The 15,885-nt window shown below is 62.9% G+C and carries 12 protein-coding genes and 1 tRNA gene; 8 read left to right on the top strand and 5 right to left on the bottom strand.

Going from position 1 to position 15,885, the window contains the following annotated elements; all coding sequences use genetic code 11:
• Positions 1 to 111: 111 nt before the first annotated feature.
• Positions 112 to 3,168 carry an ATP-binding protein gene (locus tag SE92_RS27495; RefSeq protein ID WP_063200509.1) on the bottom strand — a complete coding sequence of 1,019 codons (3,057 nt, stop codon included), beginning with the start codon at positions 3,166 to 3,168 and terminating at the stop codon, positions 112 to 114.
• A 250-nt stretch (positions 3,169 to 3,418) separates the two neighbouring features.
• Here SE92_RS27495 and SE92_RS27490 point away from each other — a divergent pair, with 250 nt between their 5' ends.
• From SE92_RS27490 to SE92_RS27480, 3 genes are all read left to right on the top strand, one after another.
• Positions 3,419 to 3,910, top strand: a complete 492-nt coding sequence (locus SE92_RS27490) for a hypothetical protein (RefSeq protein WP_063200506.1) — start codon at positions 3,419 to 3,421, stop codon at positions 3,908 to 3,910.
• A 77-nt stretch (positions 3,911 to 3,987) separates the two neighbouring features.
• Positions 3,988 to 5,391, top strand: coding sequence for an MATE family efflux transporter (locus tag SE92_RS27485; protein ID WP_245324719.1), 1,404 nt, complete (start codon positions 3,988 to 3,990; stop codon positions 5,389 to 5,391).
• A 177-nt stretch (positions 5,392 to 5,568) separates the two neighbouring features.
• Complete coding sequence (locus tag SE92_RS27480) at positions 5,569 to 6,114, top strand: hypothetical protein (protein ID WP_063200503.1); 546 nt, start codon at positions 5,569 to 5,571, stop codon at positions 6,112 to 6,114.
• Between the two features lie 89 nt (positions 6,115 to 6,203).
• Here SE92_RS27480 and SE92_RS27475 read toward each other — a convergent pair whose 3' ends face one another.
• On the bottom strand, positions 6,204 to 7,208 hold the full coding sequence (locus SE92_RS27475; RefSeq protein WP_063200500.1) for a quinone oxidoreductase family protein: 1,005 nt from the start codon (positions 7,206 to 7,208) through the stop codon (positions 6,204 to 6,206).
• Between the two features lie 5 nt (positions 7,209 to 7,213).
• Positions 7,214 to 8,317 carry an alkene reductase gene (locus tag SE92_RS27470; RefSeq protein WP_063200497.1) on the bottom strand — a complete coding sequence of 368 codons (1,104 nt, stop codon included), beginning with the start codon at positions 8,315 to 8,317 and terminating at the stop codon, positions 7,214 to 7,216.
• Positions 8,318 to 8,471: 154 nt separating this feature from the next.
• Here SE92_RS27470 and SE92_RS27465 point away from each other — a divergent pair, with 154 nt between their 5' ends.
• Entirely contained in the window at positions 8,472 to 8,957 is a 486-nt protein-coding gene (locus SE92_RS27465; protein WP_063200494.1) for a winged helix-turn-helix transcriptional regulator, read from the top strand.
• A gap of 28 nt (positions 8,958 to 8,985) precedes the next feature.
• On the opposite strand, the gene SE92_RS27460 is transcribed toward SE92_RS27465, so the two are convergent.
• Positions 8,986 to 9,837, bottom strand: a complete 852-nt coding sequence (locus tag SE92_RS27460) for a hypothetical protein (protein WP_063200491.1) — start codon at positions 9,835 to 9,837, stop codon at positions 8,986 to 8,988.
• A gap of 910 nt (positions 9,838 to 10,747) precedes the next feature.
• Positions 10,748 to 10,824 (bottom strand) — tRNA-Met (locus tag SE92_RS27455).
• A gap of 360 nt (positions 10,825 to 11,184) precedes the next feature.
• Here SE92_RS27455 and SE92_RS27450 point away from each other — a divergent pair.
• The 4 genes from SE92_RS27450 (at position 11,185) to SE92_RS27435 (ending at position 15,795) form a co-directional block, all read left to right on the top strand.
• A complete protein-coding gene (locus SE92_RS27450; protein ID WP_502686799.1) occupies positions 11,185 to 12,561 on the top strand; it encodes a coniferyl aldehyde dehydrogenase in 1,377 nt (458 codons plus the stop codon).
• A 122-nt stretch (positions 12,562 to 12,683) separates the two neighbouring features.
• Positions 12,684 to 14,276 (top strand): GMC family oxidoreductase, encoded by a 1,593-nt coding sequence (locus SE92_RS27445; protein ID WP_063200486.1) that lies wholly within the window; start codon positions 12,684 to 12,686, stop codon positions 14,274 to 14,276.
• 98 nt (positions 14,277 to 14,374) lie between these two features.
• Entirely contained in the window at positions 14,375 to 14,887 is a 513-nt protein-coding gene (locus tag SE92_RS27440; RefSeq protein ID WP_063200483.1) for a CvpA family protein, read from the top strand.
• A 125-nt stretch (positions 14,888 to 15,012) separates the two neighbouring features.
• Positions 15,013 to 15,795: an SDR family oxidoreductase gene (locus tag SE92_RS27435; protein WP_063200481.1), complete on the top strand. Its 783-nt coding sequence runs from the start codon at positions 15,013 to 15,015 to the stop codon at positions 15,793 to 15,795.
• The last annotated feature ends 90 nt before the right edge of the window (positions 15,796 to 15,885 follow it).

The raw sequence follows: 15,885 nt of genomic DNA, 5'->3' as shown, positions 1-15,885 counted from the left end.
GCACAGTAGAGGCGATCTCGTAAGGGCTTGCTTGCGCTACGAAACTCAAATGACCCGTCGGGCAGAAAAATCGGCGCAACGGTATGATCGCACGCCAACGACGAGCAAAGGTCAGGTGGACTGGTCGTCCCGCGCCAGCACCTGGTTCAGCATCGCCTCGGCCTTGCTCCGAAGCGGCGTCGCGCCGCATTCGGACGCGATCGCGATTGTCCCGCGCAAGGACGCAAGGATAGCCGCCTCGTTGCCCTCGGAGGTCACGGGCGTCACGACGGCTTCGCCGAACAGGGCCTCGGCCTCGAGGCCTGAAAACCCCTGCTGGCGGGCGGTGTTGCGCGCCTCGCGGAGCATGTTCTGCGCGGTCTGGACATCGCCAAGGCGAGAGGTCGCGAGCGCAAGGTAGATCGAGCTGCGCAGCACCGCCGAGGTATAGCCGACCGCCTTCGCCTCCTCGCGCGCCTCGGTCAGCATGCCGCGCGCCCGCTCGAACAGCCCCTGCTCCAGATAGGCCATGCCGAGCTGGCAGGCGAGCACCGGCACGAACAGCCGGATGCCGTGCTTCTGCGCCAACACAAAACCCTCTTCGAGAATGGCGGCGGCCGCCGCCGGCTCGCCCCGGCCAAGCTTCAGCCAGCCACCGCTGTAAGCGGCGGCGACGCGGTCGTAGGGACGGCCGGTCTCCTCGGCGATCGCGGCCGCTTGTTGCTGGAGCTGCCCGGCGGCATCGAGTTCGCCCATCACGGTGTGGGTGATGCTGTTCATCATGCAGCAGAGGAGGAGTGTATATTTCGGGGGCGTTCCGATCGGCGGACAGGCATCCTGCCCCTGCAGTTGGGCATGGACTCGTGCAAATGCTCGCTCCGCCTCTCGATAGCGCCCCGCGAGAAAATAAGCTTGGCCAAGACCATATTCGGCGGCATTCAGCCACCCGAGATTGCCCGACTCCTTGGCGAGGACGATGACTTCTTCGCCGATCGCAACTGCCTCTGCAGGCGTACCGTAGAAGTTTTGAGCAGCAGCCGAGACCGTCATCGCAGCGACCTTACGCTCGATATCATCGATCTCGTTGGCGCGCCGCTCGGCTTCCTTTCCGTAATCCAGCCAATCGGAGACCTGACCGGATGCCATGAACGCCAAGCGCGCCTCTAGTCGCAGGTCAATGGCGCTTGCCTCCCGCGAACGCGTCAGATCCGTCCTGTCCAAAGAATTCATCGCGATAACAAAATAGTTGGCGGCATCGGCAAACGCCGAGCGAGCCAAACATTTCTGCGCGGCTCCCCTGCCGTGGCGAAACGCCCTCTGCCAATCCTTTGCCCGCACCGCGTGGTAACACAGCGTGTCCGCGCCATCGGCCCATGTCTCGTCAGCCTCCAACGCCGACAGAATGCCGGCATGTATGGCTTCGCGCACCTTTTCGACCATGGAATCGTAGGTCACTTGCCGGACCATCTCGTGCCGGAATTCGAGCGAGTCCTCCAACTCGCTATCGATCCGGACCAGCAGCTCGGCGCGATCGAGTGCGCTGAGGCAATCCTGCAGGACGTCTTCCGGCAGGGCCGCGACTTTCCGCAAGATCGCCTGGCTGGTTCGGGGCCCGAGCGCCGCAGCGACCTGGAGAAGCGACCGTTCCTGACGTGACACCCTGTCCAGCCGCGCCGCGATAACGCCTTGAATGCTGCTGGGAATGCCGAGCTCGTCGACGGGGCGTGCCAGGGAAAGGTCGCCCCACTGCCCAAGGAGCACACCGGTGTCCTTCAGATTGCGGCAGACTTCCTCGATGAACAGCGGAATATTGGCTGTGTGCGAGATAATGCGATTCTTCAGGTCCCCGTTCGTCGTAGAGGGACCAAGCATCTCCGCGAGCATGGCCCGTCCTGATTCGTCATCGAGCGGGCGCATCGCGACGATTTCCGCGTGGCATCGCGCGATCCACACCGGCATTCCATTGGGCCTGGCCGTCAGCAGCACGAGCAAATCTGGGCTTTGCAGCGCGGCCAGCGCAGCAACAACCGCATCGCTGGCCCTATCGATCCAGTGCACATCCTCGATCAGAAGAACAGTACGCCGGCGACGGGCGGCACTCTCGACCAGCGCGCAACTCGCTTCCAAGATCGCGCGCCCGCGCGCGTAAGGTCCCAATTCGTCCCATTGCGGATCAGAGACTGGCTGATCCAGAACCGCATCGAGGGCTCGCTGGAGCATCAGCGGCAACTCGCCTTTTGGATCATCCAACCGGTCCGAATCCTGCGCGGCAGCATCAAGGATCGAAAGCAACAGGCGCTGGAGGGCACTGTACGGCGCGCCTTGTAGATTCGGGCTGCATTCGACGTTGATCAGCCGCCATCCGCCGGCCCGGAGGTCCTGCACAAATTCGTGTGCGAGCCGGGACTTTCCAATGCCGGCATCGCCCATCAACAGAACCGTTTGCCGGCTTTCCGCAGTTCGTTCCGTAGCGCGCCACAGCAGCGCCCGCTCTGTCGTGCGATCGACAAACCGCGAGACGCTGCGCGCGCGCCGCACCCGCCAGCTCGAAAGATCACTGGCACCTAGAAGTCGGTAAATGGGAAGCGGTTCATTAAATCCGCGCAGGGCCTTCCGACCAAGAAAGTCGAAACGAACGTGCCCTTCTGCAAGCTTTTGGCAAGCCTCGGATACGTAGATCTGATTTGCCTCGGCGGCCGACTCCAGCCGCGCGGCCAAATGCTGCGCGGCACCGCCTATTTCGTAGACCTTCGAGAACTCGCTTGCGACCATATATGCAACCACATGGCCGGAGTGGAGGCCAACGCGCACCTGAAGGTCCGGATCGCCCAGGCTGACGACGCGCCGGACCAACTCGATCGCCGCGTGGCACGCAAGCGGAGCGTGATTGTCGTCGGCGATCGGCGCACCGAACACAGCGGCCAGCCCGTCCCCCAGTTCCTTGCTGACGATCCCACCAAACTGGCGCACCGCTCCTCGCATGGCTGCAAGTGCCGGCTCGAGCCGCGAGACAGCTTCTTCCGGCTCCAGCTCGGCGACCAATCCGGTCGAATCCACGACGTCGGCGCGAAGAATAGTAACGAACCTGCGCTCGCTCTCTGGGTCTCCCCGCCAATTTACCAAGGCACCGCACCTCGGACACCGACCGTCATCCGGATCGATCTTCGACTGACACGCCAAGCAATGCATCCGAGCGCCTTCAATGTCTGAGGAGGACGGTCGGCCATCCCCAAGGGTAAGATTACCAGTCGAAGACTCGTTCGCAATGAGCCCTCCGGGCGGCCCGACACTGCTGGCTTGCTGGACGAAGCAGGGGCCCCGATGATACTTTGCCAGAGTCGACCAGTAATGAAGCATGAGTTTTCGCCGCGCCAGGGCACCGCTGGGCGGCAATTTTTGTTGTTTCCCGGGGCAACGAATTCACAATAGGAATGGGGCAATGGGCACTAAAACCTACAACGGCAAGCAGTTCAGAGACTTGATGAACAGCAATTACTACCCTCTGGCGAACATGAAGAAGAGCGTCGCCAAGCTCAGGGCATCGGACGACATCGATCTGCCGACCCTAGAATACGGCCAATACCATCTGATTCTGACACCCGCCTCGAAGTGGCCGCAGGGAAGCGCCAAGTACTGGCACAAGGAGAAGGGCCGGGCCCGTCTCGACCTCAGCACCCAGCCGAACACCGTCCCGCTGTCCAGAGACGAGCCCGGCGTCATCCCGCTGACCCGATGCGACCTGCTCGATGCCTGCGTCCGGAAGTGCTTCAACTCCGAGCCGCCGATCCCGATGAAAACCAACATCATCGTCCACGCGCCGAACGACGCTTATGCCCACCGGCACGAGATCCGACTGGAGTGGGAGTACAAGAAGGGCTCTGACAAGCCGACGCTGCTCAATCTGACGATGGTCTGCCCATACCGGGAGTGATCGCCAACTGCCTCCGGGAGGCGAATGCCCTCCGATACAAAGCATCCGCCTCATCAGAAAGGAAAAGGAGAGGTCCGTTGCCGCCGCCCGCGCAACCAGCCGCAAATCCGCTGCTCGACGGACCGATCCTGCGCATATTGCTCTCGCTGGCCTGGCCAAATGCTATCGCGTTCTCGGCCGGCACGTTCGTCGCAATTGCCGAAACTTCCTACATCGGCCGGATCGGCGTGGAGGCGTTGGCTGCGATGGCGCTAGTTTTTCCCTGCGTCATGCTCACCATGAGCATGTCGGGGGCTGCCATGGGTGGGGGCGTAGCCTCCGCCATTGCCCGCGCGCTCGGTGCGGATGACCGCGACCGCGCCGAAAGCCTAGCCACCCACGCACTTCTGATCGCGGTCATTTTTGGCCTCATCTTCATGCTAGGCATGCTGGCCGGAGGTCCTCGGCTGCTGGAATTGCTCGGCGGTCGCGGCAACGTGCTGGCGCAAGCGATCGCCTATAACCAGGTTTATTTTGGCGGCGCCGTACTCACTTGGCTGCTCAACATCATGGCGGGCATCCTGCGCGGCACCGGCAACATGAAACTGCCATCGCTGATGATCGTGAACTCCGCGATTTGCCAAACCATCCTGGGCGGCACGCTCGGTCTCGGCCTCGGACCGATCCCGCGATTCGGGATGCCGGGAGTCGCAGCAGGGACTTTGATTGCCTTCTCGATCAACATCGCGATCATGGCCTGGTATTTGTTCTCCGGCCGGGGCCGCATCACTCCCCGGCTGCGCGGGTTTCGCATGCAACGGCCCTTGTTTGTCGACATCCTCAAGGTCGGCATGGTCGCCTGCTTCTCCCCGCTGCAAAATGCGCTGACCAACCTCATCTTCACCCATATGCTGGCCGTGTTCGGCACCGCGGTTCTCGCTGCCTATGGCATCGGCGCTCGGCTCGAATATGTGCTTGCGACCATTGCCTTCTCCGTTGGCATCGGGTCGGTACCGATGATCGGCGTTGCGATCGGCGCGGGACGCATCCCGCGAGCCCGCCGTGTTGCCTGGACGACCGGCCTTGTCGCGCTCGTTGTGGTCGGAGGGCTCGCTTGCGCGGTCGCGCTCTTCCCGGATCCCTGGGTTAGCCTCTTCACCGACAATGCCGAAGCGCATGCCGCCAGCCGGCAATTTCTGCGGACCGTTGCCCCGTTCTACGCTTTCATCGGGCTTGCCTCGGCGATGTATTTCTCGTCGCAAGGCTCTGGCGACGTGCTAGGTCCCGTGCTGGCGCAGACGGCGCGCCTGCTCTTCATCATCCTTGGCGGCTGGTATTTGACATCACAGGCGGCAACGGCCGAGAGCTTCTTCATGCTGACGGCCGCGTCGATGATATTGCTCGGCCTTCTCTCTTGGGCAGCAGTTGCGTTTACACGCTGGGGGCCGCGTTCGCGCGATGCTAAGGGCTCGCTGAGTTTGGCCAGCGCGGCCGAGAAATAACGCCGCAAGGTCACCCCACGTCGCTCTCAGGTTGCCTTCGTTGACGTCGCATCTTCACGAATGATAGCGTTGGCAGCGTAAGCTTGGGGCACAAGCGAGGTTCATCGTGGGCCGCGCTGCTTTGGAATATCTTGCCGGCACTTGTGCCAGTGTTCAGGCGAAGATCGGGAGAAATCGATGGGCGGAATTTACGACGACCAAAATTACAAGAACCTGATGAATGCCAACTACTACCCGCTCGAAAACATGAAGAAGAGCGTCGCCCGGCTGAAGGCCTCCAAGCAGATCGACATCGAGACGATGGAATACGGCCAGTATCAGCCGATCCTGTCGCCGCTCGACACATGGCCGAACGGCAGCGGCAAGGTGTGGTTCAGGGCGCTCGGCCATGCCCGCCTTCAGCTCACCGCGCAGCCCAACACAACGCCGCTGTCGAACGACGAGCGCGTCGTGGTCCCGCCGACGAAATGCGCGCTGCTGGATGCATCCATCCGCAAATGCTTCAACTCGGAGCCGCCGATCCCGATGAAGGCGGACATCCGGCAGCACCAGCAGGACGACGCCAATTCCGACCAGCACGAAATCCGTCTGGTCTGGGAATACGGCAATGGTGAAGACAAGGCGCCGACGCTGCTGAACCTGACCATGGTCTGCCCTTACACGACCAAGTCACGGAAGGCCGAGGCCTCGGCAGAGGCTCGGCAGGAGCACTCCGAGAGGTAAGCTCGGCGACGTCACGCCCTGCTCTGGCGCGAGCCGGCGCTTTGCCGGCCCGCGTTGCTGGCGGTCCCTCGGAGACCGCACATGTGCCCTCACACGGCCTCGCCCCAAGGCTTCAGGATGATCTTGCCGGCACTGGCCCGCTCGGCCAGGATCCGATGCGCCTCTGCCGCCTTGCTCAGGGGGAGGATGTGGCCGATCTGAACGTCGATTTCGCCGGACCTGATGAAGCCGATCAGCTTCTGCAAGGCGGCGATCGCTTGTTGCGGCCGTGACTGAAACCAGCCGCCAACATAATACGTGATCAGCGACTGATTGAGGCCAAGCATGGCGTAGGGATTGACCGGCTTGCGTTCGCGCGACGCCGCGCCGTAGACGACGATGCGACTGAATGGCCCCATGGCCTGAAGACTCTGGTTCAGAACGTCACCACCGGTGGCTTCGAGCACCACGTCGATGCCCTTGCCAGCGGTGAGGTCGCGCGCCTCCTTGACCCAATCGGGCTTGGTGTAATCGATGGCGGCGTCCGCTCCCAACTTCAAGGCGAGCTCGCGCTTGGGGGCCGTGCTGGCCGCGGCGATGACCTTGCCGGCACCCAGCAGCTTGGCAAGCTGCACCGCGTAGGTGCCGACACCGCCCCCGGCCGCCTGCACCAGAACGGTTTCGCCCGGCTGCAACCGGGCACAATCGGCAAGCGTTTGAAATGCGGTCATGCCGGCCACCACCAGCGAACAGGCCTGGTCCGGGGTCAGGCCATCAGGGAGAGGAATGACCTTGCCGACCTTGGCGACCGCATATTGGGCGTAGCCCCCGGCCCCACCATTTTCGAGCGAGGCAAAGACCTTCGCTCCGACCGGGATGGTCGTCACACCATCGCCGAGAGATTCGACGACGCCCGCGACCTCGCTGCCGGGAATGAACGGAAGCGGCGACGGAAACGGATAGGGATCGTTGTTGCGCCTGACGACATCGGCAAAATTGACGCTCGCGGATTCGACCTTGATCAGGACCTCACCGGCGCTGGGTGCCGGCTTTAGCGCGTCCTCGTAGAGCAGAACGTCCGGGCCGCCATACTGGTGCAATTGCGCGACTTTCATTGCACTCACTCCGCAGCTTCGGCCGTCTCTAGCGCGGGGTAGTCGACGTAACCGCGCGCGCCGCCGCCATAGAAGGTCGCGCGATCGTAGGGATTGAGCGCGGCGCCGAGCTGCAGGCGGCGCGGCAAATCCGGATTGGCGATGAAGTGGCGCCCGAAGGCGACGGCGTCGCCCTGCCCGGCGCGGATCGCCGCATCGGCCGACGGACCGATGAAGCCGCCAGCGAGAATCAGGGTGCCGGGCCAGAACTGACGCAGGTCGTTGATCGCCAGCGGCGCGCCGGCCTCCCCCGCATCGGTGTTGCGGGATTCGATCAGGTGGACATAGGCGATATCGAGCGGAGCAAGCCGGGTCAGGACGTGGCTGTAAAGCCCGATCGGGTCCGCCTCGCCGGCGTCATTGACCACGCCGAAGGGCGACAACCGGACGCCGACGCGGTCTCCGCCCCAGATCTCGACCAGCGCCGTCATCACCTCGATCAGCAGGCGGGAGCGGTTTTCGACCGAGCCGCCATAAGCGTCGGTGCGCTGATTGGTCTTGCTGTGAAGGAATTGCTCGATCAGATAGCCGTTCGCGCCGTGAAGCTCGACACCGTCAAAGCCGGCAGCCAGCGCATTGCGCGCGCCTTCGCGGTAGGCCTCGACGATCCCCGGAATTTCGGCGAGATCGAGCGCGCGCGGCGTCTCGAACGGCACCATCGCGAACGAGGGCGTGAACGCCTTGCCCGCGGGGGTGATCGCCGACGGCGCGACAGGCTGCACGCCGCCCGGCTGGAAGCTCGAATGGGACACCCGACCGGTGTGCCAGAGCTGCAGAAAGATGACGCCGCCCTTGGCATGGACCGCGTCGGTGATCTTCTTCCATCCCGCGACCTGCTCGGTGGAATGAATGCCTGGCGTTGCCGGATAGCCCTGTCCGTAAGGCGTGACCTGCGAAGCCTCGGTGATGATCAACCCGCCGGATGACGCGCGCTGCGCGTAATATTCGACGGCGAGGTCCGTCGGCACATTGCCGGTCGAGCGCATGCGCGTGAGCGGCGCCATCACGACGCGATGGGCGAGCGTGTAGCGGCCGAGCTCGAGCGGGGCGAACAAGTGCGCGGAAGTCATGGCGTCATCCTTGGTTTGGGCGGGAAGCCCGCGGGACGGGGTCTCTCATTCTGGTTTCATATTAAAACCATCGACAACATGATGTGGCTGGTTTAAATTTGCAACCAAAATGTCATCACATCGCCGTGGGCGCCGCGGCGGACGAGGCCAATGGATGAAAGGCAAGCGGACCAACCTTGATGATGCGGCCTGCGCCATCGCGCGCTCGCTCGGCGTGATCGGCGATTGGTGGTCGCTCCTCATCATCCGCGATGCGCTGGCCGGAAAGCGGCGGTTCGGTGAGCTTCAGAAAAGCCTTGGCATGGCCAAGAACATCTTGTCGGCCCGGCTGCAGAAGCTGGTCGAGCACGGCATCCTCGCCACCGCTCCAGCTTCGGACGGCACCGCTTACAAGGCCTATGTCCTCACCCCCAAGGGAAAGAAGCTCTACCTGGTCCTGGTAGCGCTCTGGCAATGGGGCGAGGAATTCTGCTTCGCGCCCGGCGAGCTCACCTATGACATGGTCGACAGACAGACGCAGAAGCCGTTTCAGCCGCTCGAACTCAGAGCGCGCGATGGAGGCGTGCGCGGACCAGGCGACCTGTGGGCATTGCCGCGCCGGGCGCCGAAGGCGCGGAGGGGGACTTCATCGCGAAGATAGATGCGTGCCGCGTAGCGGTCGACGCTCCTTAGAGCTTTGGCGCCGCCGGAGGATTGCGCTGCAGCCTGGCCTTTTCCTCTGCGAAAGCCGCTTCGATGGCATCGTTCATCTGAGACCTGAGGGCTTGTATGCCCGCAGCACAGAGATTGGCGTCGAAGAGATCGCTTTGAATCTCGTGGACATGGCCGCCGATAGCCCGAATGACGACCTTGAGGATGGTGTCGTAACCGTTGAATTTTGCACTATCCATGCAATCAGGCCGCTTGTGAAACGGACCATTGATCACGGCTTTATCAACCGACCTGCTGCCGCTCGACGAAACCCCATTCGTAAAGCGCCAAGCAAAAATGAGCGTACTATACAGCCCCGCCTGATCCGATTTCTGGTCAGAGGCGGGACCGTACTTTGCCAGGACCGCATCAACGACTGTCTGAAGGTCGGGGTTTTGATCGACCGTGTTGTATGAGACCTTCCGCTGGATCTGGAAAACGGGGTTTCCGACGAACACCGGGAGCGTGTTGATTTTGATGCTGTGGCTCGCCGAGATCCCATTTTCCGAATACGTCTCCGCCAAATCGAGCGTTACGATTGCGGGCTGGGAAGATATGGCAATTTGGATCGGCGGCTCGTTTTTGGTCCATGTGACCGATTCAAGATTCTGCTGAACCTTCTTGTCTGATGACACTCCCATAATTCGCGACGCCTCGGCCAACGACATGCCAAGCTTTACACCCAAGACATCTTTGTCCTGGAGCGGCCCGTTGAGCTGCGGCACAGGGCTTTCAACCAGCTTGATGGTCTTTTGTGCGAGAGCAGACGACGAGAGGACAAGGGCGAAGAAGCCAACAGCGACAATCTTCCTGCAGAAAGCTCGAACCATACGCGATCTCTAATGACAAAGACTGACCAAGGCGGTCGATAGCTTAGTTGCGAGGAAGGGTACCACGACAACTCTCCCCCATAGACGGCCTATTTTTCCTTCTCGGGACTCCGCTCCCGATCCTTGCACACGATCGGTCCGGGGTGACAAGCAACTCCAATGTTGCTGCACATGGCCTTTTCGTCAGGGCCCGCCTTACAGCTGACGCAGCCGTCACTCCAGGAAACGCAAGTTTTGTCAAAGGACCCATAACGTTGAACCGACAAATGGGCTGGATACGGCGCGGCCTGCTGGGCTCGTGCCGAAGGCGTACCTGCCAGTAGATTGAGTGTTTCGAGAGCGGCGACGAGGATGGCTATTCGCTCTCGTCGCATCGGACGTCGAGATTCTCTGTACATCGTCCCCTGACCGACCCGTACCAATTGCAAAGGAGACCCGGTTCCATGCCAAGGATATTCGGAGGAAAGACGCTGTGTCTAGACGGCCTCGGCACCCAACGCAGCTTATGAGCTTGGCCGAGTTTGACGGTCCCGTCGCTTTCGCGGCAAAGGCCGACGTACGGCGTGCGTCGATCGCCAAGACGACATCGCTCGCGCCTCACGTCGTCAAAGGCTTCCGTCCGACAGGCAGCCGGCTTGCGCCACAGCGTTCACTGGGCGCGCGCCGCTCCCGCTCAAGAGCGGCAATTTCCGTGACCCGACTTTCCGACCGCCAGCAACTCCAGACGGCCGCAAGCCACTCAACTTGACCAACTTGACGTTGGGCAATCGCGCTGACTGCAATCCCAGTAAGACCGACCGAGTTGGTGGCTCGGAAGCATCACTCTCCAAAACAATCGGCGATATCCCTAAAACAAAAATGGCCCGCATCAAGCGGGCCATTTTCGTCTCGGATCCGGTCAATCCGAATTTGGTTGCGGGGATAGGATTTGAACCTATGACCTTCAGGTTATGAGCCTGACGAGCTACCGGGCTGCTCCACCCCGCGTTAAACACTTGCTTTGCCTTCGGTTAAATCCCGGGGACGGTCGGTTGAGGCCGGCGCTGTTCGCGTGGCTTGTCTCGTCCGTCCCAAAGGCTTCCTTGGAAGGCAACCCCGGGGCAGTGCCCATCGGGTGCGGGGCGTATGTATCAAGGTGGGGTGGCTTTGGAAAGGGCTGTGGGAACGTTTTTTTCGACTTTATGACAGGCGAATGGACCGATTTCCTGTGCTCTTGCCAGAAGTTCCACAAAGGGCCAGCTTGCGGCAACAAGATTAAGGCTGAAACGCCGCTTTGAGGGAGGGAACGCCGTGGACAAATCCCTGACGAGCGCCCCGGTCGGAGCGCTGGAGGAGGCCTTCCACGCCATGGTCGCGCGGTCGCGGGATGAGCCGGCGCCCGGCCTTGCCGAGCGGCTCGACCGGCTGGCGCGGCTGCGCAGCGTGGTCGCCGACAACGAGGAGCGCTTCCGGCAGGCGATCTCGGCCGATTTCGGCCACCGCTCGGCGGTCGAGACCAATATCGCCGAGACCATGCTGCTGTTCTCCGAGATCCGCCATGCCACAAAGCACCTGAAGAGCTGGATGGCGCCGCAGCGGATCGCGACCGCACTGCAATTCCTCCCCGCGCGCAACCGGCTGATGCCGCAGCCGCTCGGCGTCGTCGGCATCATCGCGCCGTGGAATTATCCGCTGCAGCTCACGCTGGCGCCCGCGATCGGCGCGCTTGCCGCCGGCAATCGCGTTCTCATCAAGCCGAGCGAGCTGACGCCGCATTTTTCGGCGCTGCTGAAGGAGACGGTCGCAACCAGGTTCGATGCTGCGGAGCTGATCGTTACCGGCATCGAGGGCGGGATCGCGGAAGCCTTTGCGCGCCTGCCGTTCGATCATCTCGTGTTCACCGGCTCGACCCGGGTCGGGCGGCTGGTCGCGGAGGCCGCGGGACGTAACCTGACGCCGGTCACGCTCGAGCTCGGCGGCAAGTCGCCCGCGATCATCGATGCCTCGGCCGATCTCGAGGAAGCCGCCGAGCGCATCGCCTACGGCAAGCTGCTCAATGCCGGGCAGACCTGCATCGCGCCGGATTACGTGCTGGTGCCGGAGCCGTCCTTGCAGGCCTTTGCCGAGAAGGTCCGCGCCCACATGCGGCGGATGTTCGGCACCGATCCGTCGAATAAAGACTACACCTCGATCGTCTCGGACCGGCATTATGCGCGGCTCGAAGGCCTGGTCGCGGATGCGGCGCAGCGCGGCGCAAAGATCCTGCAGCCGGCGAAAGCCGACGATCCGAACTGGAAGGCACACCGAAAATTCCCGCCGACGCTGATCGTCGGTGCCACCGCAGCGATGACCGCGATGCAGGAGGAGATCTTTGGGCCGGTGTTGCCGATTCTCGGCATTCGCGATTCCGCGGAGGCCATCGATTTCATCAATCATCGCGACCGGCCGCTGGCGCTGTACTGGTTCGGCAAGGACGGCGCCGCGCGCGACGAGGTGCTGGCGCGCACCGTCTCCGGCGGCGTCACCATCAACGACTGCCTGTTTCACTTCACGCAAATCAACCAGCCGATGGGCGGCGTCGGCGCATCCGGCACCGGGGCCTATCACGGCGAATGGGGCTTTCGCACGTTCAGCAAGCTGAAGCCGGTGTTCTACCGCTCCAAGTTCAACCGCCTCGCCGACCTCTATCCGCCCTATGGCGGCAAGATCGCGCGGCTGGAGAAGCTGATGCGGTTCATGTCGTAGGTAACAGTCATTCCGGGGCGCGAAGCGAACCCGGAATCCATCTATCGGCATCAATGTCGTGACATGGATTCCGGGTTCGCGACTTCGTCGCGCCCCGGAATGACGATCAATGGGGGAAACAAGTGACGGACACATTCGATTTCGTCGTCGTGGGCGCGGGCTCGGGCGGCTGCACCGTGGCGGGGCGGCTGACGGAGGATGCGGGGACATCCGTCGCGTTGCTCGATGCGGGCGGACGGAACGACAGCTGGCGGATCACCACGCCGTTCGGGCTCGCCTTGCCCTACAGCCCGGCCAACTGGGCCTTCGAGACCGTGCCGCAGGAGGGATTGAACGGCCGCATCGGCTATCAGCCGCGCGGCAAGGGCCTCGGCGGCTCCTCGGCGATCAACGCCATGGTCTACATCCGCGGCCATAAATGGGACTACGACCACTGGGCCTCGCTCGGCAATGAAGGCTGGTCGTATGCGGACGTGCTGCCCTATTTCAAGCGTTCCGAGAACAACGCCGATTTCGACGGCGAGTATCACGGCAAGGGCGGCCCGCTGCATGTCAACAGATTGCGCACAGCCAATCCGATCCACGACGTCTTCCAACAGGCGGCGCGCGAGGCGCAGTTTCGCATCCGCGACGACTTCAATGCCGAGGACCACGAAGGGCTCGGCAGCTACCAGGTGACGCAGCACAATGGCGAGCGCTGGAGCGCGGCACGCGCTTATCTCGATCCGCACAAGGGTAAGCGCGCCAATCTACGTGTCGAGACCGGCGCGCTTGCCACCAAGATCCTGTTTGAAGGTAACCGCGCGGTCGGCGTCGAATATATGCAAGGCAAGCAGACCAAGCAGCTGCGCGCCCGGCGCGAGGTGATCCTTGCCGCCGGTGCCCTCCAGTCACCGCAATTGCTGATGCTGTCGGGCGTCGGCGACGGCGATGCGCTCGGCGCGCATGGTCTTGGCGTCGTGCATCATCTGCCGGGCGTTGGGCGCAATCTGCAGGACCATCCGGATTTCGTGTTCGTCTACGCCTCCGACTATCCGCACTTCGTTCATTCCTCGCTCGGCCGGCTGCCGTCCCTGCTCCGCGCGATCCAACAATACCGCCGCGAGCGTCGTGGCCTGATGACGACCAATTTCGCCGAGTGCGGCGGCTTCCTGAAGACGCAGGCCCAGCTAGACGTCCCGGACATTCAGCTGCACTTCGTCATCGCGATGCTCGACGACCACGGCCGCAAGAAGCACAAGGAGGCGGGTTTCTCCTGCCATGTCTGCCTGCTCCGGCCGAAGAGCCGCGGCAGCGTCTGGCTGAAAAGCGCTGACCCGCTCGCAGCGCCGATGATCGATCCGAACTTCCTTGGCGAGGAAGAGGACGTCGAGAGGATGGTTGCAGGTTTCAAGACGACCCGGCGGCTGATGGAGACGCCCGCGCTCCGCGCGCTGCAAAAGAAAGACATGTTCACGGCGAACGTGAAAACCGACGACGATATCCGCGCCATCCTGCGCGAGCGCGTCGACACCGTCTATCACCCTGTCGGCACCTGCAAGATGGGAACGGATGCGATGGCCGTGGTCGATCCGGCGCTGAAGGTGCACGGCGTCGAGCGATTGCGCATCGTCGACGCCTCGATCATGCCGACGCTGATCGGCGGCAACACCAACGCGCCGACGATCATGATCGGGGAGAAGGCGGTGGATATGATCAGGGGGGAGAAGCGGTAGGGTCGCGCTGGAGCCCTCGATACAGACGATTTTATCGATCTGAAACCGGAATGATCGGACTTGCGTTAACTTGCTTTATCAAGGCAAGGTTGCGCTCCATGAACAGTTTCGATCTCGCAGTCTATGCCGCGCTCGCCATCGCGGTCGGCTTCGGTTTCAGGACCGGCCTGCTGCGCAGCGCCATGACCATCCTCGCCTATCTCCTCGCCGCGCCGATCGCCGTTGCGCTGATGCCGCTGATTGCGCCGCAAATCGCAGGCAACCCGAATTCGCCACTGCTGCAGAACTGGATCTGGTTCTTCGCCATCTTCGTCGTGGTCGGCATGCTGTTCGGGCATATCGGCCGCATCGCGCTGAACGACACCATCGGCGAGGCCGGCATCGGCGACCGGCTCGGCGGCGCAGCGCTCGGCGCCATCAGGGTCGGGCTCGTCGCCACCACGCTGGTGCTGGTGTTCGACCAGATCGTGCCGGCCAATCGCCAGCCGCCGTTTCTCGCCGGCTCGCATCTGCGGCCGCTGTTCTCCACGGCAGGGCAGATGGGCTTCAGATCGCTGCCGCCGGAAGCGGCCTCAGCGATCGACCGCCTCAAGCAGGAACAGCGGATCTAGAACGCATTTGCATCGCTAGCCCCCAGCGCATGCATTTTGGTGCGAGCCTGTCCCTTATCAGCGGCGCCGCGATTGGCTAAAGTACCACCATCGAAAACCTGCCTGACATTTACGGGAGTGAAACAGTGGATCTTGGGATCAAAGGTCGCCGCGCCATCGTCTGCGCATCCAGCAAGGGCCTCGGGCGTGCCTGCGCCATCTCGCTTGCGGAGGCCGGCGTACACGTCACGCTGACCGCGCGCGGCGCCGAGGCACTGAAGAAAACGGCTGACGAGATCCGGAAAGCCTATCCTGATGTGACCGTCACCGAGATCGTCGGCGACATCACGACGCCGGCAGGCCGCGAGGCGGTGCTGAAGGCCTGCCCCGAGCCCGACATCCTGATCAACAATGCCGGCGGCCCGCCGCCCGGCGATTTCCGCAACTGGACCCGCGACGACTGGATCAAGGCGATCGACGCCAACATGCTGACCCCGATCGAGCTGATCAAGTCGACGGTTGACGGCATGATGGCGCGCAAGTTCGGCCGCATCGTCAACATCACCTCGGCGGCGGTGAAGGCGCCGATCGACATCCTCGGCCTCTCCAACGGTGCGCGCGCCGGCCTCACCGGTTTCATCGCCGGCCTGTCGCGCAAGACCGTGATCAACAACGTCACCATCAACGGCCTGTTGCCGGGCCCGTTCGAGACCGACCGCCTGACCAGCACCGCGAAGGGCGAAGCCGACAAGCGTGGCGTCACGCCGCAACAAATCCTGGCCGAGCGCGCCAAGCTCAATCCCGCCGGCCGCTTCGGCCTGCCCGACGAGTTCGGCTATGCCTGCGCCTTCCTGTGCGGTGCCAAGGCCGGCTTCATCACCGGTCAGAACATCCTGCTGGATGGCGGCGCGTTCCCGGGAACGCTGTAGCCGGTCCTCTCCCTCTCCCCGTTCTTACGGGGAGAGGGTTGGGGTGAGGGGCTGCTTCGGCAAACACGGTGAGAGTTGGATTCGCGGAGA

It is taken from the genome of Bradyrhizobium sp. AT1, assembly GCF_001590795.1.
GTDB lineage: Bacteria > Pseudomonadota > Alphaproteobacteria > Rhizobiales > Xanthobacteraceae > Bradyrhizobium.
Note: the sequence above shows the minus strand (reverse complement) of the source record. Positions and strands in the feature narration are given on the sequence as shown.